Source organism: Hyphomonas oceanitis (genome assembly GCF_036964545.1).
Classification (GTDB): domain Bacteria; phylum Pseudomonadota; class Alphaproteobacteria; order Caulobacterales; family Hyphomonadaceae; genus Hyphomonas; species Hyphomonas oceanitis.
In genome coordinates, this window is sequence record NZ_JBALTL010000001.1 from 243942 (window position 1) to 265095 (window position 21154).

The following is a 21154-nucleotide window of genomic DNA, read 5'->3' on the forward strand; positions in this document are numbered from 1 at the left end:
CTCTCCCTGCCATAAAACTGAAGCAGTGACTGATAAAGCGCGCAGCCGGGATGGCAAGTGGGACAATGGCTTCCGCCGGGTTAGGCTGAAACTTGCGCGATAACCGCCGACAGGGGGGCCTCAAGGGTCCATGACATGCCTTCTGACGAGAATTCCCGTGTCACAGAGCCGCGTACGCTCATGGGCGCGAGGCTACCCAGAATACGGGACCCAAATCCCGGTGCGCCCGGTTCGTCCAGCAAATGGGGTGACCGCTCGCTCCAAGAGAAGCGGAATCGAGCCTCATTGCCAGCACCAATGATTTTCCAGGCGACATGTATATGACCGCCACTCGCAGACAAAGCGCCATATTTAAGCGCGTTGGATGTCAGCTCATACAGCGCCAGGACAAGTGTCTCCGAGCACTTTGCGTTGATGGGTATATCGACACCATCAAAGGTGACCTGTTCCATATGAGATCCGACAAATGCGCTTATCTGGCTCCGCACCAAGGCATTGAGGGAAGCACCTTCATTATACTGGCCGAGCAGATAATCGTTGGACCGTGAAATGGCGTGCAGGCGCTCAAGCAGCCTTTCTTCAAACTCCGGCACAGAATGGCAGGTCGGCGCAAGCAGGCTGGTGAGGGAGCTTATGACAGACAGAAGGTTGCGTGATCGATGCGCAAGCTCCTGGATGAGGAATGCATTCTGGGCCTCGGTCTTCTTGCGCTGATCAATGTCCTCGATCACCGCGATCAGGTATTCTGGATAACCATCTTTCCGCCGCCGCACCACCAGTGTCTTGCGCGTCCAGATATAAGCGCCATCAGACCGACGAAAACGCTTGTCGACGGCATAATGCTCAACTTCACCCGTAATGAGCTTGAGAATACGGTCGGCATCGAGCTGCGCATCGTCCGGGTGCGTCATATCCAGGGACGACAAGCCCTTAAGCTCGGACGCTGAGTAGCCGAGGATGCGAGCCAAGGCCCCGTTGGCATACTCCCAATGGCCTGTCATGTTGATATGCCCAATGCCCACCGCGGAATTCTCGAAAGCCGAAACGTAATCGACGACCTTCGGGCCTGCGGGGCCGACCTCCTTCAGTATGGAAATCTCTGCCGTGTCGTTTGTTTCCGCACCCATAGCCCGCGTTCCTATGCTCTAGACATTTCCACACGGACGCGCGATTCGCTATTCGCTGGATTGATACAATCAATCCTATTTTACCCGAAATAGGGAACCGCAGCCATGTTCAAATACAGTAGCATCCGTGCGATCTATCGCCGGAGGAGGCAGTTTGTGTGCAGCTTCCGCTACGCGTAGGCGTAAGGGCCGCCCGCCTCTAGCGCGCGTTGATAAGCCGGGCGCGCATGTATGCGATTCAGGAAGTCCATGACGGGGGCGCTCTTGTCAGCACCGCCGCGGCTCGCCGCCGCTTCCAGCGGGAAACTCATCATGATGTCGGCGGCCGTCAGGCCGTCACCCACGAACCAGCCTGTACGGGCCAGTTCGCTTTCCCAATAGGCCAGATGGGTGGTGAGTTGCGGGTCCACCAGCCTCTGCTGGACAGTCGAGGCGATCAGGCGAACGAGTGGGCGCAGAAGGCCCGGCGCCCCTTCAGGCATGCGCATGAATACGAGCTTCAGCAGCAAAGGCGGCATTGCCGATCCTTCGGCATAGTGAAGCCAGTAGGTAAGTTTACGCGCCTCGGGTGTGCCCGCGGGCGCGCTGAGGCGCCCACCTGCATACGTTTGCAGGATATAGTCGAAAATGGCACCTGTTTCGGCGATGATGGCGCCATTATCCTCAATCACAGGCGACTTGCCGAGTGGATGGATGGCTTTCAATTCAGGCGGCGCCAGCATGGTCTCGGCGTCGCGCTCGTAGCGCTTCACCTCATAGGGAATGCCCAGCTCTTCCAGCAGCCACAGGACCCGTTGCGAACGGGAATTCTCAAGATGATGGACGATGATCAAGGCTGACTCCGGACAAAAAAGCACGCGGTGTGCGCGTTTCCTTGCCCATTGTACGCAGCGACGACGCGATCAGACCAGTGCGCGGAACCAGACCCCGAGCGCCTTGGCTTCAAGCCGGCGGGCTTCCGTGACCGCCTTGGCCTCCTCATCCTCGCCCCAATTGTCAGCCTGCCAGGCCTCATCAATGCGCGAAATCTCGTAGGCGTCCTCGGCGCTGAGCGCCTCCTGCTCGACGGCGAGGGCCAAAAGAGCCGAGCCGAACAGGCCCGCACCGAAGAGAAGTCCCGTCAGGCGGAATGCATCGAGCGACAGCGCATGATCGCGCGCGGCTTCCAGTGATGAATCCGGCTGGGGCGAGGCCACAATCCCTATGACGGGCACCAGATTGACGCCAAGCGTATCGCCTGCCCAGTCGCGCACAGGCGCCCAGTGCTTTTCCTCGGCCTCGGCCAGTTCATCAGGCGTGTCGGCGATATGGCAGATCAGGTCTGTCTCGCAGTAGCGCGCCAGTTCGTCAGCCATTTCCTCGCGCGTTTCCTCCGCCCGGTCGATTGCGACATTGGCGAGGCGCGTGAGGTGCATGGCGAGGAGATCGATATTCGCGTCCTGGGCCTGCCATTCTGCTGCGATGGCACGAGCGAGCCGCTCGGTCGGCAGGACCAGGCCAGCGCGAGCCGGCGTCTTGATCGTGCGACCGTCCAGAGCAACAGTCCAGCCGTCGTCCATGGTCTCGACGGCGGCCTGCTTGTAGAAGCGTTTCGGTTTGTCAGTGGGTTCGGAACTTGTCATGCCGCAGCCTTTAGGCCTGCTGGCGCTTTGTTCCAAGGGGGATTTCAGACCTTGGGCTGTGTTGTATCAGCCTGGGCAGCCATGAAATCAGGCGCATTGAGGCGAAGGATGTCCTTCACTTCACGCGTTTCGGCATCAATCAAGACCAGGGTCTGGCCATAGCGCACCGTTCTGAGATTGTCGGACTTTAGCGCCGTTTTCACGATAATTCGGAATTCCGCGCCGAGAGCTGGCATATAAGCGGGCAACGTCTGTCCAACCCGGAGTTCCTTTTCCAGGGGCGATTTGTGCATGCATATCTTCTGCGACGCGAGGCCAATAGCGCAATCTGCGCTACCCATTTTGAAGTCGCGGTCAAAGACATCGTAATCTGACTGGACGAAATGATCGACGGGATCCGGACGCGAGGTCTCATGCTGGTTAGCCATGACTGCGAGGAAGCCACCGAGAACGAGTGCGGCTCCGCCCACGATTCCAGCTTCAATCTTCCATGTCATGTTAGCCACCCTTAGCTTGTGTCAGCACCTATGACACAGCTACGTGGTGAGCAGCCTTTAGTTCCCTGTGGCCTGCGCGAAACGAAGCAGGCTTTCTTGCAACGTGTTGTAGGAATGGTGAATTTCGTGGGCTCCGACAGCTTCCAGCTCGTGCGCTGCACCAAATCCCCATGTGACACCAAGCGTTCTTACGCCTGCCGCATTGCCCATATTGATATCGTGGATGGCGTCGCCGATCATCAGGCTTTGGTGGGCTTCCGCGCCTAGCGCCTTCATGGACTGTTCGACCATGAAGGGATGTGGCTTGCCGGGGCCGTCATCGGCGCACCAGATTGTATCAAAATAAGACTCAAGCGGGTGCATGTCGAAGATCGCGCGGATACCGCGATGGGACTTGCCGGTCGCCATGGCGATTAGCCAGTCGTCGTCGCGCAGCATCTGGAGGGTTTCGAGGGCGCCTTCATAGAGCGGCTCCTTGAAGTCCGGATCGGTCCGGCGCGCGATGAAGGCATTGCGATAGGCTTCGACCAGCGTGTCTACGCGCTCAGGAGAAAGATTATCCGGCGCGAGAATCTGACAGGATTCTCGGAGGCCAAGGCCGACGATCTGGCGTGTCGCATCATAGGCCGGCGGCATGAGCCCTTCCGCTTCGAATGCGCGGACCATCGCCGTCTGGATAACGTCCCGGCTGTCGACGATGGTGCCGTCCATATCCCAAATTGCCAGTTTCAGCATCAGACGAAAGGCGCCAACGGGTTCTTGCCCGCTTCCTGTTCGAGAAAACCGAGTGTTTCGAATGTCTCCTTCATGTGCGGCGAGAGCGGCGCGATGATGGAGATGGGCTTGCCGATGGGGCGCGGGATGATCAGCGCGCGGGCGTGAAGGTGCAGGCCCGGCGCGAGACCATTGGGCACTTCGCGGCGGCTCTGGTATTTGAAGTCACCGAGGATGGACGTGTCCATTTCCAGCATGTGGAAGCGCAACTGGTGCATGCGGCCCGTTAGTGGCTTCAGCGCGACCCAGGCGGCCTTCTGGCCCGCCGTCGAAACGACGGCATAATCGGTGATCGAATGTTTCGCGCCTTCGACGCCCTGCGCGGTGCGCATCATGCGCTCGCGGTCAGCGTCGCGGCGTTTGACGTTCGGGCTAACCGGGCGCCAGCCGCTTTCCTCGCGGTCGTCTGGCACGCCTTTGACCATCCAGCAGCGGATCTGGCCGAATGGCGGGTTAGGTACGCCGACGGTGATGGCCCAGTAGACCTTGTCCATTTCGCGGCCCCGGAAGAGATCACCAAGGCGCGCCGCAGCAGCGGGGTATTTCGCGACGAGCAGGACACCGGAGGTATCCTTGTCGAGACGGTGCACGAGGACCGGGCGGTGCTCGCCTTCGGATAGCGCAGGTAGCATGCCGTCGATATGGCGCCCCTGCCCCGATCCGCCCTGCACGGCGAGGCCGGCAGGCTTGTTGAAGGCGATCATCTCGTCGTCTTCGTAGATGATCAGCTCTTTGAGGAACTCGCGATCTTTCTGGGAGGCATTGGCGGCGGGGTCGCGCTGGCGCGGCGCTTCCCCGTCAAGGATCGGCAGGCGCACGGCCATGCCGGCCTCAAGGCGCATGTTTGCCTTGGCGCGGCCGCCATCGACGCGGACCTGTCCGGTGCGCAGCCATTTCTCGACCTGGCCTTGCGTGACCGGCACGCGGCGCTTGATCCAGCGGTCGAGGCGGGTGCCTTCTTCCTTGTCGGTGACGGTTTCGGTGATGATTTGACCGCTCATGCGTAGAGCCTCCGTGCGAGCCAAAGGCCCAGTAGCAGCGCCGAAACGCCAAGGACCAGTGAGAGACCGGCATAGGCGATCGCCTTGCCTGTATCGCCGGTACGGAGGAACTCAGCCACTTCCAGCGAAAAGGCCGAGAATGTCGTGAAGCCACCGAGCACGCCGGTGGCGAGGAAAAGGCGCGTGGTCTGGCTGACGCCTTCGGCCTTCAAGGCCAGCCAGCCGATCAGCAGGCCCATGGCCAGGCTGCCCAGAATGTTGACCGCGAATGTGCCATAGGGCCAGCCCTGCGGCAGATGCCGCACTGTGAGCTGGCTGATGCCATAACGCATGGATGCGCCAAGGGCGCCGCCTGCTGCAACTGCGAGAAATCCGTTCATGCGGGCCTTCTACCTGCAACCTGCCTGCTTAGCCAGTGGCTGATGCGGCGCCCGGAATTCCGGATGCACCTTGACCAGGCGGGGGCTCTCGCAGCAATGTTAGCGCTAAAATAATAAGGGAGAGAAAAATGAGAGTTCAACTGGTTGCCAGTCTGGCGTGCGCCCTGCTCTGGGCCATTCCTGCAGCCGCACAGACAAGAATCGACGTGGACCTCGCCGCCGAGACGCACACGATCGCGCCGGAAATATACGGCCAGTTTCTCGAACATCTTGGCACCCAGCCCTATGGCGGCATCTGGGTCGGCCCGGACAGTGACATCCCCAATACGGACGGCATACGTGATGATGTGTTCGGTGCGCTGAAGGCGTTGGACATTCCGGTTATCCGCTGGCCCGGCGGCTGCTATGCCGATCTTTACCACTGGCGCGACGGCATCGGCCCTCGCGACAAGCGCCCGGTGCGGGTGAACATGGTGTGGGGCGGCACGGAAGAGCCGAACGCTTTTGGTAGCCATGAATTCTTCAATCTCGCGGAACGGCTCGGCGCGAAGACCTATCTCAACCTGAACCTTGGCACCGGCACCACCGCCGAAGCCGCCGACTGGCTGGAATACCTGACCGCAGAGGCAGGTGACCGCGCCGCCGAGCGGTCAGCGAATGGGCGCGTAACACCCTACAAGGTCGACTTCCTGTCCATCGGCAACGAGACATGGGGCTGCGGCGGGGCCCTGACAGCCGGTGCCTATGCCGATCTCTATGCGCAATATGCCAGTTTCGCGAAGACCGCCGGCGACCAGCCCGTGCGCATCCTGTCGGGCGCCCATGACGGCAACCCGGAATATACCGACACGCTGCTGGGCCACCCCTATATCGCCGGTCTGATCGAAGGTGTGTCGCTGCACGTCTACACGCTGCCGACCGGGGAATGGAGCGAGAAAGGCGCGGCCACCGGCTTTCCGGAAGCCGAATGGGCCTCAACGATCAAGCGCACCCTGCGCATGGAGGGCGTGATTGCCGACCAGCGCGCGATCATCGCCAAGCACGAGGACTTGCCGGAGGGCTTTGGCCTCTATGTCGATGAGTGGGGCATGTGGGTGGATCAGGATGAGGCCAAGAATCCGCCGGCGCTCTACCAGGAGGGCACGATCCGCGATGCGGTGGTGGCTGGGCTGAACCTCAACATTTTCCACCGCAATGCCGACCTCGTGAAGATGACGAACATCGCGCAGATGGTGAACGTGCTGCAGGCCATGATCCTGACCGACGGGGCGGACATGGTGCTGACGCCGACCTATCATGTGTTCGAGATGTACAAGCCGTTCATGGGCGCCGAGGCTCTGCCGGTCTCCTATGCATCGCCGGACTATACGTTGGGCGAGGTCACTGTGCCCGCGATCAGCCTGAGCGCTGCGCGGACGGCGGATGGCCAGCTCATCGTGGCGCTGGTGAATGCAGACGCCAGGGCCAGCCATAACGTGGACCTGACTTCGTTCGGCGCGAAAAAGGCCGAGGGCCGGTTGCTGACGGCGAAAACCATGGATGCGGGCAACACGTTCTCCGATCCGGACGCCGTGCACCCGGTGCCGCTGACGGTGAAGGCAAAAGGCAAGAAGTTGGTTCTGGACTTGCCACCGCGCTCAGTTGCGGTGGTGGTACTCAAGTGACGGCAGGCGCCTATTGCGCGCCGGACCATTCCGGCTCAAATAGGCGCCGCATGCGGGTGTAGCTCAATGGTAGAGCAGCAGCTTCCCAAGCTGAATACGAGGGTTCGATTCCCTTCACCCGCTCCATGCCGCCAGTATTCCCGTCACATCTTTATGAGCCAAGGCACCGGCAATTTCGGCGTTTGGCCTTTCGGTATGGGCTCAGCTTTGCTTACTAGGCATAGCTGAAACTCCATGCCGAGGCCCGCCCATGTCATCTTCCCCTACGCTTGTGCCCCTGCCGTCCCAGCCTGAGGGTGTGGCGTGGCCGTCTGAGCGCTGGCCGGAGGGGCCGCTGGGCGCTGGGGTGGACTCGGGGGAACTTGGGCGGCTTCTGGATCTCGCTTTCAGTGAGGCTGCGCTAGCCAGTATGGGCGAGACGCATGCCTTTTTGGCGGTTCAGGGCGGACGCATCGTCGCCGAGCAATATGGGAAGGACAATCTGGCGACGGACACCTATCCGTCCTGGTCAGAGGCCAAGAGCATGACCCATGCGCTGGTCGGCATACTGGTGCGCGAGGGCAAGATTGACGTGCAGGCCCCCGCTGACGTGCCGGAGTGGCAAGGGGCGGACGACCCGCGCCGCCGCATCACGCTGGACCAGTTGCTGCGCATGTCGAGCGGGCTGAAATTTGCGGAAGACTATGTCGATGCCGGCGTGTCGGATGTGATCGAGATGCTGTTCGGCTCAGGCAAGGATGATGTGGGCGGCTTCGCAGCTGGCTTTCCGCTGGTGCATGAACCGGGATCAGCCTGGAGCTATGCCAGCGGCACGACCAATATCGTCGCCCGCTGCGCCGCGCGCGCCTCTGGGCAATCGGGTGACGGTTTCCGCGCCTTCATGTTTCGCGAATTGTTTGAGCCCATCGGGATGAAATCGCCGCTGCCGAAATTCGATGCGCAGGGCACGTTCATCGGCTCGTCATTCTGCTATTGCACGGCGCGGGATTTTGCGCGGTTTGGCCTGCTCTATATGCGTGATGGTGCGTGGGATGGTCGGCGTATCCTGCCGGAAGGCTGGGTCGACTATGCGCGCACGCCAACACCGACACCGCCGACGGAGCCGCTGGGCTATGGCGCGCATTGGTGGCTTGGCATGTGCGGGCCGGACAGCTTTTCCGCCAATGGATATCAGGGCCAGTATACTGTGCTCATCCCATCGCTCGACCTTATCCTGGTACGGCATGGCAATTCGCTGGACGAGAAAGGCGATGAAGTGAGGCGCTGGCTCGCCCGCGTGGCCGACTGTTTCCGCGCCTAGGCCGGATCAATAGTGCGGCAGACGCGAGATCAGGAGGGCGACGGTCGCGCCATATAGCACCATGATTGAGACGGTCTTGGCGGCGGCGCTGAAGATATAGGGCCGCAGATCATACCAGGAGGACTGGCGAGCAATATCAGCCACGGCGGCAGCGATCTCCGTGTGCATCGTGTCCTGATCGTGACCAGAGAGTTTGATAAGCAGCATGTGCGAACGCGGCTGGGGCAGCGCTTCGGCTTCCATCAGCACTTCTTCAAAGACGAGTGCTGCAATGGTCTCTCCCAGCGCCCGGATGGGGTGCCAGCCATTGCGCACAAGCGCGCTGAGAACGAAGCGCGCGGTTGGATAGATGACCCAGGCATCCCGGATAACAAAACCGACCAGGCAGACGATGACCGCCACGGAAATGGCATCGTGGCCAAGCAATTGCGTCCGCCAGAATAGCCAAAGTGTGATGAGTATGAGGAGTTTAACACCGGTCGCTGCAGCGAAATGGACGAAACTGTCCTTCAGGACGATATTGGCCTGTTCGCGAATGCGCTGACGCGCCTCTATCGCGGCGGCTTCGATAACCTTGTTCTTGCGGCTGGCCACTTCACCTGCCAGGAACTTTCGCCCAAGCGCGAGGCCAGCCGTAAGAGCTGAGAAAATCAGGATGGCAGAACGCATGAATCTCCGGTCCGGCTGCTCACGATAATCTACGGGCCTGATGGTCCGCTTAGAGCAACCCTACCATGAATCGCTGCGCATGGCGCGCAACAGCTGCAGGGTCTCTCACAACAGAATATCCCGCCAGCAGCGCGAGGGCGGCAACCGTCAGGGGGCGCTTTTCAATTACCGACTTCAGCGCGTCGAACGGCAGGTCTGCCAGTGCATCTGCCGTTGCATCCTCAATGTCGTCTAGCTCATCCGCAGATGATTTGGTCGGCTGGAGGAAGAGGAACAAGCAAATACACGCCGCAGACAGGAAGAGCGCCGCCACGGTGAACGTGGCCCCCACTGTGCCGAGATAAATGGCCAGTGCGAGGGTCAATGCCACTGCAAGCGCGAATACGCCGCCAAGACCGAATACGATCCCGGCGACGGCCGCGAAGAGGCGAAGCTTCGTTGTGTCCATGAGTGCCTAGTTCCGGCGCATCATTGCAAGGATAACCCCTGCTCCGAACGCGATGCCGATGGCGCCGAGAGGATTGTCGCGAATACGGCTTTCCATAGCGGTTTTCGCTTCGCCAATCTGTTCGCCAGCTTCCTTGGCGAGCTCGGTACCTTTGTCGACTCCAGCCTGAGCGCGCACGGCGGCGAGGCCGCGCATGTCTTTGACGACCTGACGCAGATCATCACGCAGTGCAGCGATATCAGTTTTCAGCGCATCAACATCGGAATCGATGTCGGATTTAATTTTTGTGCCAGTGGCGGTCTTGGTGTCCATTTCATGCTCCTTGGAGGAAAATCAGTAGGTTCAACTGCGAATTAACGGCCTCACTGTCGCTTTGTTCCATGATAATGCCTATGTTTTAAAGCGGTTCGCGATAATACGCGGAACCCCGTATGCGGTCAGGAGTACGATCCCCATGCAAGCATTCAAGAATCGGCTTTCCCAGTATGCCGTTATGGACGATCAAATCTGGGCACTGATCGACGAGTTTACCACCAAAACAGTCACGTACCGCGCTGGCGAGGACATCGTTCGCGTCGGTGAAGTCGCGGAGACGCTGTTCATCGTCAACAAGGGATGGGCCGTTAGGCATCGCACGTTGGAAGACGGGCGAAGGCAGATCGTCAACTTCATGTTGCCCGGAGATATTTTCGATCTTCAGGCTCTTGCGTGTCTTGAGGCCGACCATACCGTCACGAGCGTGACCGATGTATCAATCCTCGTGATAGACACGCGCGAATTCGTTCAGCTGCTTCGAACCTCCGGCGATATATCTTCGTCATTCTGGTGGGCCGCCGTACAGGAAGAGTCCATCCTCCGTGAACAAATCGTCCGACTCGGCAGACGCTCTGCCAAGGAGCGAATTGGCCACCTTCTTCTCGAGCTGCAAAGACGCATGAATGGCGCAATGGGCACAAATCACAGCCAGTTGCCGCTTCCGCTGACGCGCGTCGACCTCGCCGATGCACTCGGCCTTACCCCTGTACACGTCTCCCGAACAATGTCGGCAATGCGCCACGCGGGTCTTATTGAAGAGACCCGGGGTGTTATCCTGATTGATGACCGGGAGCGGCTCGCGCGCCTATGTCATTTCAACACGGACTATCTGCACCTGCGCCGACTGGATCTGTCCAAGTTTCCGATGGCAAATGACACATCACACGCCGGCGCTGCCACCAATGGAAAAACGAACGGCAAACGCGCTCCAACATACCGCACTTGATACTCGAAGGAACCTGACGCGCCGAGGCGCGTCAGTAGGGAAAGGAGAAGCGTATGCCTGAAGACGAAACGACGATTAAGAAAGAAGAAGCCCGCCAGGGTCAGCGCATCAGTGGAATGACCAAAACCCTTGGGTTCGGCATCGTACTGGCGCTGGTAGGCATGGTCATTTTGCTCGCGCTGTTTCGCTGATCAGATCACGCCACAACGTTAGGCGATTTGGCCGGGTTGAAGAACAAGGCTTGGCCAATCGCTGCTTTGACCGTGTTTTCCTGGAAAGGTTTCGGGATCAGGAATGTCGGCTCAGGTCGCTCACCCGTGAGCAGACGCTCTGGGAATGCCGTGATGAAGATGATCGGCACATCCATGATCTCAAGAATATCATGCGCAGCATCAATACCTGAAGAACCGTCAGCAAGCTGGATATCGCAAAGGATCAGGCCAGGCTTGGTGGATTTCGCCATTTCGACAGCTTCTGTACGCGTCGTCGCGTTGCCTGTGACTTCATGGCCAAGGTCTTCGACAAGATTTTCGAGGTCGGCCGCGATAATCGGCTCATCCTCAATGATAAGCACTTTTGTCTTGAGCTCTTGCTCGATATCGCGGTGCGCCGCCGTAACCAGCTCGGTATGCTCGTCTTCTGACACGCCAAGAATGAACGCGGCTTCCTTGACGGAAAACCCTTCAAGGGCCGTCAAAAGGAAAGCTTGGCGCTGAATGGGCGCAAGTGCCTGAAGACGGCGGTCAGCTGGATTTACGTCTGAATCATCCGGCGCTTCAAGTTGGGCACCTGTTCCGCCCCAGATTACATGGAAAAATCGATAAAGTGCGGTACGCGCGTCAATTTCGCGATCGATCTGGTCAGGGTCTTCAACCAGAGCCGCGAGAGAAGCGCGGATATATGCGTCGCCACTGTCCTGGCTACCCGTAAGCGCACGCGCATAGCGGCGCAGGAACGGCAGATGCGGAGCGAAATTTTTAACCAAATCCATGGGAACCCTCTTACGATATTTCTCGTTCTTAACCCACCCGGACCAAAATGGTTGCAGGTTTCTGCAAAAAAACATTTTGCGGTGGAACAAAACCCATTGCCCGCAGTTCAAGTATGTGAGTTGAACAGCAGGTACAATCCATTGATCGAATCCAGAGTCCAGCCAATGAACAAGAAGAAGCAGACAGGTCAGCAGAAATCCGATGCTGATCTGAAGCGTCGCGGTGCAAAAATTGGCGATCAACTTCGTCGCATTTACGAGGATGTTGCCCAGGAAGATGTACCAGATGAGTTCTTGAAACTGCTGGAACAGGCAGACCAAAAGCGTTCGTCCGGTCCTGCGGATTCCGAGTGAGCGTCGCGCGATGAAACCAGAGCCCGAAAAACTCGATGATAAAGCGTTCAAGCAAGAGCTTACGACGCTTATCCCGCACCTGCGTGCCTTTGCTCGCAGTCTGTGCCGCGATGCGACGCTCGCGGATGACCTTGCGCAGGACGCCATGCTGAAAGCGTGGAATGCGCGTGAGTCATTTCATGCTGGTACTAATATGAAGGCTTGGGCCTTCACCATCCTGCGTAACGCTTTCTATTCCGAGAAACGCCGCAGCTGGCGTCGTCAGCCGCTCGATCCGGAAGTGGCTGAAGCCACACTGCTGTCCAGCAGCAACCCGACCGATAGCCTTGAGCTTCTGGCGCTTCGTAATGCGCTGGCCAAACTGCCCGTCGATCAGAAGGAAGCGCTTATTCTCGTGGGTGCTGGTGGTATGGCCTATGAAGAGGCGGCAGCGATTTGCGGATGCGCAGTGGGTACAATAAAAAGCCGCGTGTCACGCGCACGCAAGGCTGTCATAGAGATCCTGGAATCAAATAATACAGGCTATAATAGTGACTCAGGCATGTCCGCCAGCAGGGCTTTTGACGACATCATGGATCAGGCGGACGAGATAGCTGGTGCTCCAACAATCTGAGCTGAAAGACACGGAATCCAATAGGAAATCAGGATCGTTGCGCAAGCGTCTCGTCATGACGCTGGTGGCGGCCCTGATGCCTATTCTGCTGCTTTCAGTTTTTTCGGCTTATCTCGACGCAGCGAAGGGACTCGACGAGCGCCGGGTAGATCTTCTTCTTCTGTCAGACGACGCGTTGGACAGTGTTGAGAAATCCATAGATCAGGCAGCGCTTTTGCTGACTCTAAATCGCGACGACTTGGCGCGAGGAAGATGCACGAAAGTTTACAATAATCTGTCAGAGATAATCGCCCCACTGGCAAATGTCGCCCATTTCGACACGGAGGGCGTTGCGACCTGTTCGGCCCCGTCAGACGCAGGATGGACTTTACCTGATCCTGAAAACAATGAACGGCTGAAACGCGGCGAAAAACTCGTTCGCAGCGACACGTATTACAGCAACCGGGACAGTGACTGGTTGTTCTCAATCCTCCTGCGCCTTGATGACGATGAAGGCACATTTGTTGGATCGGTCGGCTTTGAATTGCACACGGCGCAACTCGCAGCCCTTGCTCATGAAGCTGGCCCGCCAACTGGTATTGAAGTCGCCGTCGTGGACGATCGTGGCGAAGCTTTTGGGAGCAGCCGCTTCGCCAAGCTCAATCCAGATTGGGTGGCGACTGTCTCAAAGGAGCAAACCCCGGCCCTTTTCGTACTGAAGGACAAGGGCGCCAAACCACTGGATGTCGTCATAAAGCCTCTGGGGCCTGGCAATGTATTCGCTGCCATATCGCGGGAATCTCCGGGTTTTTGGAGCGATTTCACGCTGCGCCCCCTGACATCCATCGGCCTGCCGCTTATTGCTTTCAGTGTAGCCTTGCTCGCGGTCTGGCTTGCGATCGACTCGCTCGTGCTACGGTGGCTGTCGCGGCTCACGCGAACCGTCCGCGTTTACGGGGCGGGTCGCTACCAGTTCAAAGCCGGCCAGACGTTCGACAAGGCGCCTGACGAAATTTCAAGGCTCGCCCGCGCCATGGACGTCATGGCCAAAGATATCGGTGAACGCGACCAGGATCTGAAGATGGCCATCGCAAGCCGCGATGCGGCCGTGCGGGAGATCCACCACAGGGTCAAAAACAATCTCCAGATCGTTACAAGCTTCCTCAATCTCCAAGGCCGACAGTTGCGCGACCCAGAAGCGAAAGCAGCCATTTCTGCTGCCCGGCACCGCATCGATGCGCTCGCGATTGTGCACCAGACCCTTTATCAGAATGAGCGTCTGGAGCAGGTCCATCTGAAGCCTTTCCTGACAGGCCTCGTGTCTCACCTGTCAGAAGCGCTCGGCATGGAGGAATCCGGCGTCGAGATTGTCCAGGACTATGAAGACGTCATGCGGCCAGCAGATGACGCCATACCGATGGCCCTCTTCATTGTCGAAGCCATCACAAATGCGATGAAATATGCGTTTGGACCAGAAGGTGGCGTGATTACCGTATCCCTCTCTGTCGACGAGACGGGAACGACGCTGAAAATTTCCGATAATGGCCGCGGGTATGACCCCTCCGCGCCATCCGATCAGGAAAACGGACGCGGCCTCGGCACCAAATTGATGAGCGCTTTTTCGCGCCAGCTCGCCGCGACACTGGAAGTGGAGGCAAGCCCCGGTGTCGGCTGCCAGCTGAAGCTTCACATGCCGGACGGTTCCTGACCGAGCGACAGCTTATGATTGCTTGAGATAAGCGACTTTCCAGCTGCCCAGTGAGGATGGCTCGAATGCTGAACCTTTGAAGTCATGCGTCGTCACCGAAACGGTCGTTGTTGTAATATCGAGACTGTTGAACGCGGGCGGGGCATTGCGCAGGCGTGTCGAAAGCGTGCCGGCAGAGATGGCAAGATAGCGGCCATTGCGCTCCTCAATGATCTCGGCATGGGGCGTGTGCACATGCCCAGTCAGCAAGATCGACACATGACTTTCGGCCATCATCTCGCTGGCGGCGCTCCCCCGACGTGTACGAGTCCTCAAGGGCGCATCCTTGGGAGACCGGAACGGATGGTGGCACGCCAGAAGGCGCACGACATCGGGATCAACATCACGGTTCAAAATATTCGCCAGATGACGCAGGCGCACGGAGCCTTCAGCCCAATTTGAGCGGGCCTGCCAACCGCGCGCTGTATTCAGCCCGTCGATGCGGACATCATCCACCCGCAGCATGTCGGCATAGGAGTCGAAGTAATGATCGTGGCGCTGGAATGGACTACTGGCGCGTGACACCAAGTTAAACAGCGGCGTGTCGTGGTTTCCCGGTACGATGAGACAAGGCCGGTTCAGCTCGTCAATCCACTTGCGCGCCATGTCAAACTCGCGGTGCTTGCCGCGCTGGGTCATGTCTCCGCTGACCACCACCACATCCGGATCTAGCTGGCTGACTGAATCTGTCGCAGCCTCAATGGCGCGAGGGTCTTCCGCGCCGAAGTGCAGGTCTGCGAGTTGCACTATCCGCATCAGCCAAGCCTGGCGCGTAGAACATTGGCAGCATGGCGTTTCAGACTGATGGTCGTGCCGCTGGGCATGCTGACCGTCTCGCCATCGATGGTGGCTGGAAACTCGAGGCCCTCAATATCAGTAATCGTAACTGTACGCGTCTCGTCCATTTCGATCGACTCCGCGTCGCGCCATCCATGCACGAGGGCATCGACGGCGATCGTTACCCAATCAAACGTCGATCGCGGATCAATGGCGGCTACTTCCAACTTTGGGATCGGGCCATCGCCAATCACGACGGCCGCTGCCACGGCGTCTAGCCTCTGGTTGCCGTCTGCGTGGACGGCTTCAAGCCGCAACCTGCGTTCGATATTCATGGCACCCGACTGAACTGCCAATTCCGCTGCCTTGATGATCTGGCCATGCCGTGCGGCCTCTCGTGATTCAGCGAGTGTGGTCACCTGCCCCATCATGGCCGCGACAAAGAAGAGGTGCTTGTCGACACAGCCAGCCGCAAAAGGCTCCGCCTCGGACGGTAACGCGCGACGCAGGATTTCCTTCCAGTCTGTGAGCTCGCCATGGAGACGCTTGTGAACCAGGTTCATCGTCCCACCCGGTAAGGCCAAGACAGGCGGACCGGCGACACCGCTCGCTGAAAGGGCACACGCGACGGATCCGTCGCCGCCCCACACAATCAAGGCGTCAGGTTTTGTGGCGAGCGCTTGAGACACAGCAGATACGATCTCTCCGCCAACAGCGGGCATCACCTGTGCGGTGAGCCCCATGGCTTCAAGTTCTGCGAGCAGCGCGTCTTCGGAATTTTTAGGCGTGGATCCAGAGTCTGGATTAATCAATGCGCACAGCTTCAAGCAAGGCCCCCGAGTGATCATGTGTCGTGTTAATCCTGATGCTGACTTGAGATGCCGCTGCAAATCCTGCCAGCCAGTCGCGAGACGCATCAGGTGCTGTTCATAAAACGCAGAACGACTTGAAAAAGTTCCAAAGTTAATTTCCGGAACCGCCTCTGCCCCCTCCGAGTTGGTAATGTAACGGCGCATCAAGCCGGCTAACATTTACAAGGAGACTTATCATGCTCGGTTGGGCACTCGCATTTTTCATCTTCGCCATCGTCGCTGCCGCTCTGGGCTTTGGCGGTCTCGCAGGCGCTTCGGCAGGTATCGCGCAGATCCTTTTCTTCGTATTCCTCGCGCTGCTCGTCCTGACATTCGTTGTCCGGGCCGTTCAAGGCAAGAACGTCGTCTAGACAGAAGCTGGATGATAAAATTCATAAAGACAAAGGGCGCTGGTAACTCGGCGCCCTTTTCTCTGCGTGCTATTAATGCGCTGCAACAGGCCCCGCAGCGGGATTCGGCTTCTGCAAGATGAAGACAACCAGAAACGCAGCGGCCGATGCCATGGCCATCGCCATGAACAGATTATTGTAGGTCATGACCAGCGCTTCCATCTGCACCCTTTGCCCCAACTGCATCATCGCCGACGCATCAGGGTCGGGAACGCCGGCCGCCTGAAGTCGGCTGGACGCCTGTGATAGCCATGCCTGGACTTCGGGCCGCGCCATGCTCATGCCCGCCGACAATTCCTGTTTATGCAGCGAATTGTAATGCAGCATAAGCGTATTCAGGAACGCGATGCCCACGGCGCCGCCAAGATTTCGACATACAGTAAACAGACCGGACGCATTCGCCACGCGTGGTGGCGGCAAGGTGCCAAGCGCCAGGTTGGTGGTCGGCACCATGGTGAGGATCAGTCCGATACCGCGTATGGCTTGTGGCCAGAACAGTTCATTGAAACTGGATTCATGCGTCATGTGCGCATTCCCCATAACGCCAACCGTCACGAGAATGAGCCCGCTGCCGAGTACAAGACGCGGATCGAAACGCCGCGTCAGGGCGCCTCCAATCGGGCCACCAATGAACATTGCAACACCAGATACGCTCATGATCTGACCGATCTGAAGGGCTGAATAGCCTTGCACCTGCCCCAGGAAAAGCGGCAGCGCGTAAACCGAGCCATATAGAACGAACCCGACAACCGCGCCGACTATGGCGCCGGATGCAAAGTTTCGGTCCTTGAACACCGATAGGTCAACAATCGGATATGCGGATCGGGTTGAGCGGTAGAAGAAGATGACGGTCGCGACGGTGCAATAGAACATCCAGCGGATAATCATGCTGCTCTGGGTCCAGCCCTCCGCCGGGCCTTCTTCCACAACCCATTCAAACGAACCAAGCATGAGCGCCATGGCTGCGAGACCGATGATATCGACGCGGCGCAGCAAATGCGTCTCGCCCTTCTGGCGCGGCACGTACATCCACACGAGAACAACTGCCGCAACGCCCGGTATGACATTAAGCAGGAACAACCAATGCCAGCTCATATGTTCCGTAACCCAGCCACCCAGCGTTGGCCCGATCGAGGGGGCGAGCGTGGCGACCATGCCGATCATGACCTGCTGCGTCATCGAGCGTCCGCCTGGGAACAGGGTGAACGCGGCCGCCATTGTGGACGGCACCATGGCCGCACCGACAAAACCCTGCACGCAGCGGAAAAAGATAAGGGAATCCAGATCCCATGACATGGCGCAAAGAACACTGGAGACCGTAAAGGCCGCCGCCGACATCATGAACAGGCGGCGCAAACCGAACACTCGGTTGAGAAAGCCGGACAGGGGAATGCCGACAACTTCTGCAATCAGGTAACCGGTCTGCACCCAGGCAATTTCGTCGCCACTGGCCGATACGCCGGCCTGAATCTGGCGGATGGAGCTGGCAACAATCTGCACGTCCAAAATCGACATGAACATGCCGATTATCATCGCCAGAAAGCCGATATGGAGCGTAATCGGGATCTTCTCACCCTCGGCCACGGCCTGGGCGTTTTCAGGATGCGTCGTTGACGACGTGCTCATCTCACGACTTTGAAGGTTTGACGTTGACCACCGCCTCGACCGACAGGCCCGGCCGCATCAATCCGGTATCGAGCGCCTCTTTCGAAATCGCAAGACGCACAGGAACGCGCTGGACAATCTTGGTGAAGTTACCGGTCGCCGTATCTTGCGGGATGAGACTGAACTGGGCACCGGACGCCGGTGCCAGCGACTGGACAGTGCCCTCCACCTTGAGATCGGGGTACGCGTCGACGTGCAGCTCCACCTTCTGGCCAGGCCGCATATTCTCAACCTGGGTCTCTTTGAAATTGGCAACAACATAGGCCTGATCGACAGGCACTATTGAAAGGGCCTGCTGACCGGGGCTGAGTAATTGCCCTTCAGAAACAACGCGATTGGCTACGACACCCGAAATTGGTGCGCGAATCTCAGCGCGACCCGCATCGAGCTGCGCGGCCTGCACCCGTGCGCGTGCGGCTTCGACTTGTGCGTCAGCGCCGGCCACGGCTGCCTCGGCTGCCGTAATGTCCTGCCGAGCCCGCCCGAGTCCTGCCTGAGCGACACTGAGCTGGCTTTTCTGTGTGGTGATGGCGGCGGCTGCCTGGTCGGCATTGGCCTTCGCCGCATCTGCCTTTGCGTGTGCCGTGTCGAGTTGAGCCGCCGGGTAATGTCCCTTCTCTGTAAGTTCGGTGTATCGGACGAAATCTTCGCTGGCGATCTTGGCATTGGCTTTGGCCGACTGCTCGGCCGCACGTGCCTCGATCACACGGTCTTTTTGAGCAGCAATGTCTGCGACGGCGGAGGCTTCAAGCGATTGCATTGAAGCGACTTGTGCGCGCGCTTGAGCTGCAGCGGCTTCAGCCTGCGACAGGGCGGCCTGAGCTTCGGCCAGGCGGGCATCATAGTCGCCCCCCTCGAGTACAACGAGAAGATCACCCGCCTGGACGACCTGGTTATCCGTAACAGCGACCTTGGACACATAGCCCTGGATCTTTGAAGCAACGGTCGTGATGTCGGCCCGGATGTAGGCATTGTCGGTGCGAACTTCGAACCGACCAGTGTTCCACCACTCAACGCCCTTCCACAGCCCAAAAAGCACTGCGAGACCGGCGACGGCAAACATCACATAGCGGCGAATATTTACGGGAGCGGCCGGCGCCGACGCTTCTACCGTATCGTTTACGAGAGTCCCTGTGTCTTCCGCTTCCTTGGTCGGCTCGACTACTTTCGGAACGGACGGGAAAGCCTTCAGGGCCATGTGCACACCTCTTCAGACTGCTGCACACAACTGCGTCAGCAAGTGTAATGTTGATTACACCCGAGAAATGTGTAATGTCAATTACGGTTTCAAGAAGAGTTCTGAAAAAGAACATACAGGGAGGAGCCCGGCCGGGATGTCCGCAGCTCATAACAAAGCGATCAAGGAGGCCGAGCCTCAGACCCGGGGCGACAAGCGGCGCGCCGCCTTTATAGCGGCCGCGCGTCAGGTATTCCTGGAACAGGGATATGAAGCGGCCAGCATGTCGGAAATCGTGCTGCGCGCAGGCGGATCGCTCTCAACGCTCTATTCGCAATTCGGCGACAAGCAGGGTCTCTTCATCTCCATGCTGGATGCGCGTGTGCGTCAGATAACAGAAAGTATGGGTGTCGAACTCTCCGCCCATACGCCCGTGCAAGAGGGTCTGCGTCGCATCGGCGAGCAATTCACAAGCAAGCTGCTGGAACCGGAATCGCTGGAGATGTATCGTCTGATTGTCGGCCTCGCCCGGAAATTCCCAGAAATTCCAAGGGAGTTCCAGCGCAGAGGACCAGACAAAATTCGCCAGGCACTTGTCGACTACCTTATAGACCGCGAGGAAGCCGGCGAGATTCGCCTTGAGGATCCCTATCGCACGGCCACGCTCTTCCTGGAGATGACACGCTCAGGCCTCGTCTCACGCGCGCTACTGGATGAGGATGTGCGTCCGAATGCAGAAGAGATCAGGACGTCAGTGAACATTGTCGTGGATATGTTCCTGCACGGTATTATCCGCTACCAACCGGATCCCGGCAGTACAAAACGCTGAACGCATAAGAGTCAGGATTTACCATTTATTTTGGGAACAGGTGATCCGAAGGCGCGATAAATTTGCGGGTTAAATGCAAGGAGACCTGAACATGAAAACCGTAATGAAAACCGTGGGCGCCGCTGCGCTCGTTCTTTTCCTCACAGCCTGCAACACGGTTGAAGGCGCTGGCCAGGACATCGAAGCTGCTGGCGACAAGATCGAAGAGACCGCTGACGCCAACAAGCCTGAATAATCAGCCCGGCTTATTTGAGCCAGAACGAGCGCGCTGCCCCCGGGGTTGGCGCGCTTTTTCGTATCTCCCATGCCCAAATCAACAATGCCGACGCATTCTGCGCCGGCACTGAAGAAAGGGTGGAAGAGGAGGAGACTTCCACCAGACCTATGCCCAAGGCACGCCGATCGTTCCAATGGCTTGGTTAACGCAGACGGCGCCTATCATTAAGCCCCCGCCAAGACCCTGGAGTGTCGATCATCCAAATAAAGTCGCAAAACGCAAAAAGCCCCCGACTTCCGTTAGGAAATCAGGGGCTAATTTGGGTGCGGGAACAGGATTTGAACCTGTGACCTTCAGGTTATGAGCCTGACGAGCTACCGGACTGCTCCATCCCGCGTCAACTTTTGTACATTTAGGAGACCAGCCCCTGAAATGCAAATCCGGCCCGCCGTTTCTGGCTGAGCCGGACAAGATGCCCGTGTAGGACACGGACGTCCGTCACGGCAGGTCATCGCGAGATGACCATTCGAGGTAAAGGAAAGATGTGTGTCTGCAAGAGGCATTATACTTACTGAGTTCTGCGGACCCGGCAGCGACTTACTCTCCCACGCCTTAAGACGTAGTACCATCAGCGCAAGGGGGCTTAACGACCGAGTTCGAGATGGGATCGGGTGGGGACCCCCTGCCATAACCACCGGGTCGGCGGAAATCAGCAAGGTATAATGCAATATGAAACCAAAATGTCTTTTCGAGGTCCAAGTATGAGCAAAAGCAATGCGCTTTCAACTACACACGAGTTTC

General features: G+C 58.4%; 25 protein-coding genes, 2 tRNA genes and 1 rRNA gene. 11 read left to right on the forward strand and 17 right to left on the reverse strand.

Features of this window, described 5'->3' with window-relative positions; translation table 11 throughout:
- Window positions 1-80: 80 nt before the first annotated feature.
- From V7651_RS01265 to crcB, 7 genes are all read right to left on the reverse strand, one after another.
- A complete protein-coding gene (locus tag V7651_RS01265; protein ID WP_335611927.1) occupies window positions 81-1127 on the reverse strand; it encodes a sensor histidine kinase in 1047 nt (348 codons plus the stop codon).
- A 170-nt stretch (window positions 1128-1297) separates the two neighbouring features.
- Window positions 1298-1960, reverse strand: a complete 663-nt coding sequence (locus V7651_RS01270; RefSeq protein WP_335611928.1) for a glutathione S-transferase family protein — start codon at window positions 1958-1960, stop codon at window positions 1298-1300.
- A 69-nt stretch (window positions 1961-2029) separates the two neighbouring features.
- Entirely contained in the window at window positions 2030-2749 is a 720-nt protein-coding gene (locus tag V7651_RS01275) for an ATP12 family chaperone protein (protein ID WP_335611929.1), read from the reverse strand.
- 44 nt (window positions 2750-2793) lie between these two features.
- On the reverse strand, window positions 2794-3246 hold the full coding sequence (locus V7651_RS01280) for a hypothetical protein (RefSeq protein WP_035541396.1): 453 nt from the start codon (window positions 3244-3246) through the stop codon (window positions 2794-2796).
- Window positions 3247-3303: 57 nt separating this feature from the next.
- The gene (locus tag V7651_RS01285; protein ID WP_335611930.1) at window positions 3304-3981 is read right to left on the reverse strand and encodes an HAD family hydrolase; all 678 of its coding nucleotides are present in this window, start codon (window positions 3979-3981) and stop codon (window positions 3304-3306) included.
- Window positions 3981-5021, reverse strand: coding sequence for an RluA family pseudouridine synthase (locus V7651_RS01290; RefSeq protein WP_035541401.1), 1041 nt, complete (start codon window positions 5019-5021; stop codon window positions 3981-3983). Before V7651_RS01290 ends, V7651_RS01285 begins: the two co-directional genes overlap by 1 nt.
- Window positions 5018-5401: a fluoride efflux transporter CrcB gene (gene crcB, locus V7651_RS01295; protein WP_335611931.1), complete on the reverse strand. Its 384-nt coding sequence runs from the start codon at window positions 5399-5401 to the stop codon at window positions 5018-5020. The genes V7651_RS01290 and crcB overlap by 4 nt, the downstream gene beginning before the upstream one ends.
- Window positions 5402-5529: 128 nt before the next feature.
- On the opposite strand from crcB, the gene V7651_RS01300 reads away from it, so the two are divergent.
- The 3 genes from V7651_RS01300 to V7651_RS01310 all read left to right on the forward strand — a co-directional run bounded on the left by V7651_RS01300 (window position 5530) and on the right by V7651_RS01310 (window position 8365).
- Window positions 5530-7065 (forward strand): alpha-N-arabinofuranosidase, encoded by a 1536-nt coding sequence (locus V7651_RS01300; RefSeq protein WP_335611932.1) that lies wholly within the window; start codon window positions 5530-5532, stop codon window positions 7063-7065.
- A gap of 52 nt (window positions 7066-7117) precedes the next feature.
- Window positions 7118-7191: transfer RNA gene (locus V7651_RS01305), tRNA-Gly, on the forward strand.
- 124 nt (window positions 7192-7315) lie between these two features.
- Window positions 7316-8365, forward strand: coding sequence for a serine hydrolase domain-containing protein (locus V7651_RS01310; protein ID WP_335611933.1), 1050 nt, complete (start codon window positions 7316-7318; stop codon window positions 8363-8365).
- A gap of 6 nt (window positions 8366-8371) precedes the next feature.
- Here the strand turns inward: V7651_RS01310 and V7651_RS01315 are convergent, their stop codons facing one another.
- Genes V7651_RS01315 through V7651_RS01325 form a run of 3 tightly spaced genes read right to left on the reverse strand, consistent with a single transcriptional unit; the run spans window position 8372 to window position 9794 of the window.
- Entirely contained in the window at window positions 8372-9034 is a 663-nt protein-coding gene (locus V7651_RS01315; RefSeq protein ID WP_335611934.1) for a hypothetical protein, read from the reverse strand.
- 49 nt (window positions 9035-9083) lie between these two features.
- Window positions 9084-9482, reverse strand: coding sequence for a hypothetical protein (locus V7651_RS01320; protein ID WP_034739681.1), 399 nt, complete (start codon window positions 9480-9482; stop codon window positions 9084-9086).
- Window positions 9483-9488: 6 nt separating this feature from the next.
- Complete coding sequence (locus V7651_RS01325) at window positions 9489-9794, reverse strand: ElaB/YgaM/YqjD family protein (protein ID WP_035541118.1); 306 nt, start codon at window positions 9792-9794, stop codon at window positions 9489-9491.
- Between the two features lie 142 nt (window positions 9795-9936).
- Between V7651_RS01325 and V7651_RS01330 the strand changes: the two genes are divergently transcribed.
- Window positions 9937-10743 carry a Crp/Fnr family transcriptional regulator gene (locus tag V7651_RS01330; RefSeq protein WP_335591385.1) on the forward strand — a complete coding sequence of 269 codons (807 nt, stop codon included), beginning with the start codon at window positions 9937-9939 and terminating at the stop codon, window positions 10741-10743.
- Window positions 10744-10796: 53 nt separating this feature from the next.
- Window positions 10797-10934 carry a hypothetical protein gene (locus V7651_RS01335; protein ID WP_156950534.1) on the forward strand — a complete coding sequence of 46 codons (138 nt, stop codon included), beginning with the start codon at window positions 10797-10799 and terminating at the stop codon, window positions 10932-10934.
- Window positions 10935-10939: 5 nt separating this feature from the next.
- Here V7651_RS01335 and V7651_RS01340 read toward each other — a convergent pair whose 3' ends face one another.
- Window positions 10940-11734 carry a response regulator gene (locus V7651_RS01340; protein ID WP_418887214.1) on the reverse strand — a complete coding sequence of 265 codons (795 nt, stop codon included), beginning with the start codon at window positions 11732-11734 and terminating at the stop codon, window positions 10940-10942.
- A gap of 165 nt (window positions 11735-11899) precedes the next feature.
- On the opposite strand from V7651_RS01340, the gene V7651_RS18665 reads away from it, so the two are divergent.
- From V7651_RS18665 to V7651_RS01350, 3 genes are read left to right on the forward strand one after another with little or no spacing between them, the layout of a single operon-like run.
- Window positions 11900-12088, forward strand: a complete 189-nt coding sequence (locus V7651_RS18665) for a NepR family anti-sigma factor (protein WP_035541120.1) — start codon at window positions 11900-11902, stop codon at window positions 12086-12088.
- A 10-nt stretch (window positions 12089-12098) separates the two neighbouring features.
- Window positions 12099-12701 (forward strand): sigma-70 family RNA polymerase sigma factor, encoded by a 603-nt coding sequence (locus V7651_RS01345; RefSeq protein ID WP_035541121.1) that lies wholly within the window; start codon window positions 12099-12101, stop codon window positions 12699-12701.
- Window positions 12702-12738: 37 nt separating this feature from the next.
- Window positions 12739-14388, forward strand: a complete 1650-nt coding sequence (locus V7651_RS01350) for a sensor histidine kinase (RefSeq protein ID WP_335611936.1) — start codon at window positions 12739-12741, stop codon at window positions 14386-14388.
- Between the two features lie 12 nt (window positions 14389-14400).
- Here V7651_RS01350 and V7651_RS01355 read toward each other — a convergent pair whose 3' ends face one another.
- Both V7651_RS01355 and V7651_RS01360 read right to left on the reverse strand, forming a co-directional pair.
- Window positions 14401-15183 (reverse strand): metallophosphoesterase family protein, encoded by a 783-nt coding sequence (locus tag V7651_RS01355; RefSeq protein ID WP_335611937.1) that lies wholly within the window; start codon window positions 15181-15183, stop codon window positions 14401-14403.
- Window positions 15183-16016 carry a diacylglycerol/lipid kinase family protein gene (locus tag V7651_RS01360; RefSeq protein ID WP_335611938.1) on the reverse strand — a complete coding sequence of 278 codons (834 nt, stop codon included), beginning with the start codon at window positions 16014-16016 and terminating at the stop codon, window positions 15183-15185. The genes V7651_RS01355 and V7651_RS01360 overlap by 1 nt, the downstream gene beginning before the upstream one ends.
- Window positions 16017-16252: 236 nt before the next feature.
- On the opposite strand from V7651_RS01360, the gene V7651_RS01365 reads away from it, so the two are divergent.
- Window positions 16253-16426, forward strand: a complete 174-nt coding sequence (locus V7651_RS01365) for a DUF1328 domain-containing protein (RefSeq protein WP_035541123.1) — start codon at window positions 16253-16255, stop codon at window positions 16424-16426.
- 72 nt (window positions 16427-16498) lie between these two features.
- Here the strand turns inward: V7651_RS01365 and V7651_RS01370 are convergent, their stop codons facing one another.
- Entirely contained in the window at window positions 16499-18091 is a 1593-nt protein-coding gene (locus tag V7651_RS01370) for a DHA2 family efflux MFS transporter permease subunit (RefSeq protein ID WP_335611939.1), read from the reverse strand.
- 1 nt (window position 18092) lies between these two features.
- A complete protein-coding gene (locus tag V7651_RS01375; RefSeq protein WP_335611940.1) occupies window positions 18093-19328 on the reverse strand; it encodes an HlyD family secretion protein in 1236 nt (411 codons plus the stop codon).
- A gap of 136 nt (window positions 19329-19464) precedes the next feature.
- Here V7651_RS01375 and V7651_RS01380 point away from each other — a divergent pair, with 136 nt between their 5' ends.
- Window positions 19465-20136 (forward strand): TetR/AcrR family transcriptional regulator, encoded by a 672-nt coding sequence (locus tag V7651_RS01380; RefSeq protein ID WP_335611941.1) that lies wholly within the window; start codon window positions 19465-19467, stop codon window positions 20134-20136.
- Between the two features lie 91 nt (window positions 20137-20227).
- Window positions 20228-20371 (forward strand): entericidin A/B family lipoprotein, encoded by a 144-nt coding sequence (locus tag V7651_RS01385; RefSeq protein WP_035541124.1) that lies wholly within the window; start codon window positions 20228-20230, stop codon window positions 20369-20371.
- Between the two features lie 302 nt (window positions 20372-20673).
- Here V7651_RS01385 and V7651_RS01390 read toward each other — a convergent pair.
- Both V7651_RS01390 and rrf read right to left on the reverse strand, forming a co-directional pair.
- A tRNA-Met gene (locus V7651_RS01390) sits at window positions 20674-20750 on the reverse strand.
- Window positions 20751-20937: 187 nt separating this feature from the next.
- Window positions 20938-21052, reverse strand: a 5S ribosomal RNA gene (gene rrf / locus V7651_RS01395).
- Window positions 21053-21154: the final 102 nt, after the last annotated feature.

What these genes read in the sequence shown, in the direction of transcription:
- V7651_RS01290 (WP_035541401.1), bottom strand. Translation starts at nt 5,021, where the DNA reads ATGAGCGGTCAAATCATCACCGAAACCGTCACCGACAAGGAAGAAGGC.
- V7651_RS01325 (WP_035541118.1), bottom strand. Translation starts at nt 9,794, where the DNA reads ATGGACACCAAGACCGCCACTGGCACAAAAATTAAATCCGACATCGAT.
- V7651_RS01385 (WP_035541124.1), top strand. Translation starts at nt 20,228, where the DNA reads ATGAAAACCGTAATGAAAACCGTGGGCGCCGCTGCGCTCGTTCTTTTC.
- V7651_RS01355 (WP_335611937.1), bottom strand. Translation starts at nt 15,183, where the DNA reads ATGCGGATAGTGCAACTCGCAGACCTGCACTTCGGCGCGGAAGACCCT.
- V7651_RS01380 (WP_335611941.1), top strand. Translation starts at nt 19,465, where the DNA reads ATGTCCGCAGCTCATAACAAAGCGATCAAGGAGGCCGAGCCTCAGACC.
- V7651_RS01280 (WP_035541396.1), bottom strand. Translation starts at nt 3,246, where the DNA reads ATGACATGGAAGATTGAAGCTGGAATCGTGGGCGGAGCCGCACTCGTT.
- V7651_RS01320 (WP_034739681.1), bottom strand. Translation starts at nt 9,482, where the DNA reads ATGGACACAACGAAGCTTCGCCTCTTCGCGGCCGTCGCCGGGATCGTA.
- V7651_RS01265 (WP_335611927.1), bottom strand. Translation starts at nt 1,127, where the DNA reads ATGGGTGCGGAAACAAACGACACGGCAGAGATTTCCATACTGAAGGAG.
- V7651_RS01315 (WP_335611934.1), bottom strand. Translation starts at nt 9,034, where the DNA reads ATGCGTTCTGCCATCCTGATTTTCTCAGCTCTTACGGCTGGCCTCGCG.
- V7651_RS01365 (WP_035541123.1), top strand. Translation starts at nt 16,253, where the DNA reads ATGCTCGGTTGGGCACTCGCATTTTTCATCTTCGCCATCGTCGCTGCC.
- V7651_RS01335 (WP_156950534.1), top strand. Translation starts at nt 10,797, where the DNA reads ATGCCTGAAGACGAAACGACGATTAAGAAAGAAGAAGCCCGCCAGGGT.
- V7651_RS01345 (WP_035541121.1), top strand. Translation starts at nt 12,099, where the DNA reads ATGAAACCAGAGCCCGAAAAACTCGATGATAAAGCGTTCAAGCAAGAG.
- V7651_RS01375 (WP_335611940.1), bottom strand. Translation starts at nt 19,328, where the DNA reads ATGGCCCTGAAGGCTTTCCCGTCCGTTCCGAAAGTAGTCGAGCCGACC.
- V7651_RS01370 (WP_335611939.1), bottom strand. Translation starts at nt 18,091, where the DNA reads ATGAGCACGTCGTCAACGACGCATCCTGAAAACGCCCAGGCCGTGGCC.
- crcB (WP_335611931.1), bottom strand. Translation starts at nt 5,401, where the DNA reads ATGAACGGATTTCTCGCAGTTGCAGCAGGCGGCGCCCTTGGCGCATCC.
- V7651_RS01275 (WP_335611929.1), bottom strand. Translation starts at nt 2,749, where the DNA reads ATGACAAGTTCCGAACCCACTGACAAACCGAAACGCTTCTACAAGCAG.
- V7651_RS01310 (WP_335611933.1), top strand. Translation starts at nt 7,316, where the DNA reads ATGTCATCTTCCCCTACGCTTGTGCCCCTGCCGTCCCAGCCTGAGGGT.
- V7651_RS01330 (WP_335591385.1), top strand. Translation starts at nt 9,937, where the DNA reads ATGCAAGCATTCAAGAATCGGCTTTCCCAGTATGCCGTTATGGACGAT.
- V7651_RS18665 (WP_035541120.1), top strand. Translation starts at nt 11,900, where the DNA reads ATGAACAAGAAGAAGCAGACAGGTCAGCAGAAATCCGATGCTGATCTG.
- V7651_RS01340 (WP_418887214.1), bottom strand. Translation starts at nt 11,734, where the DNA reads ATGGATTTGGTTAAAAATTTCGCTCCGCATCTGCCGTTCCTGCGCCGC.
- V7651_RS01300 (WP_335611932.1), top strand. Translation starts at nt 5,530, where the DNA reads ATGAGAGTTCAACTGGTTGCCAGTCTGGCGTGCGCCCTGCTCTGGGCC.
- V7651_RS01285 (WP_335611930.1), bottom strand. Translation starts at nt 3,981, where the DNA reads ATGCTGAAACTGGCAATTTGGGATATGGACGGCACCATCGTCGACAGC.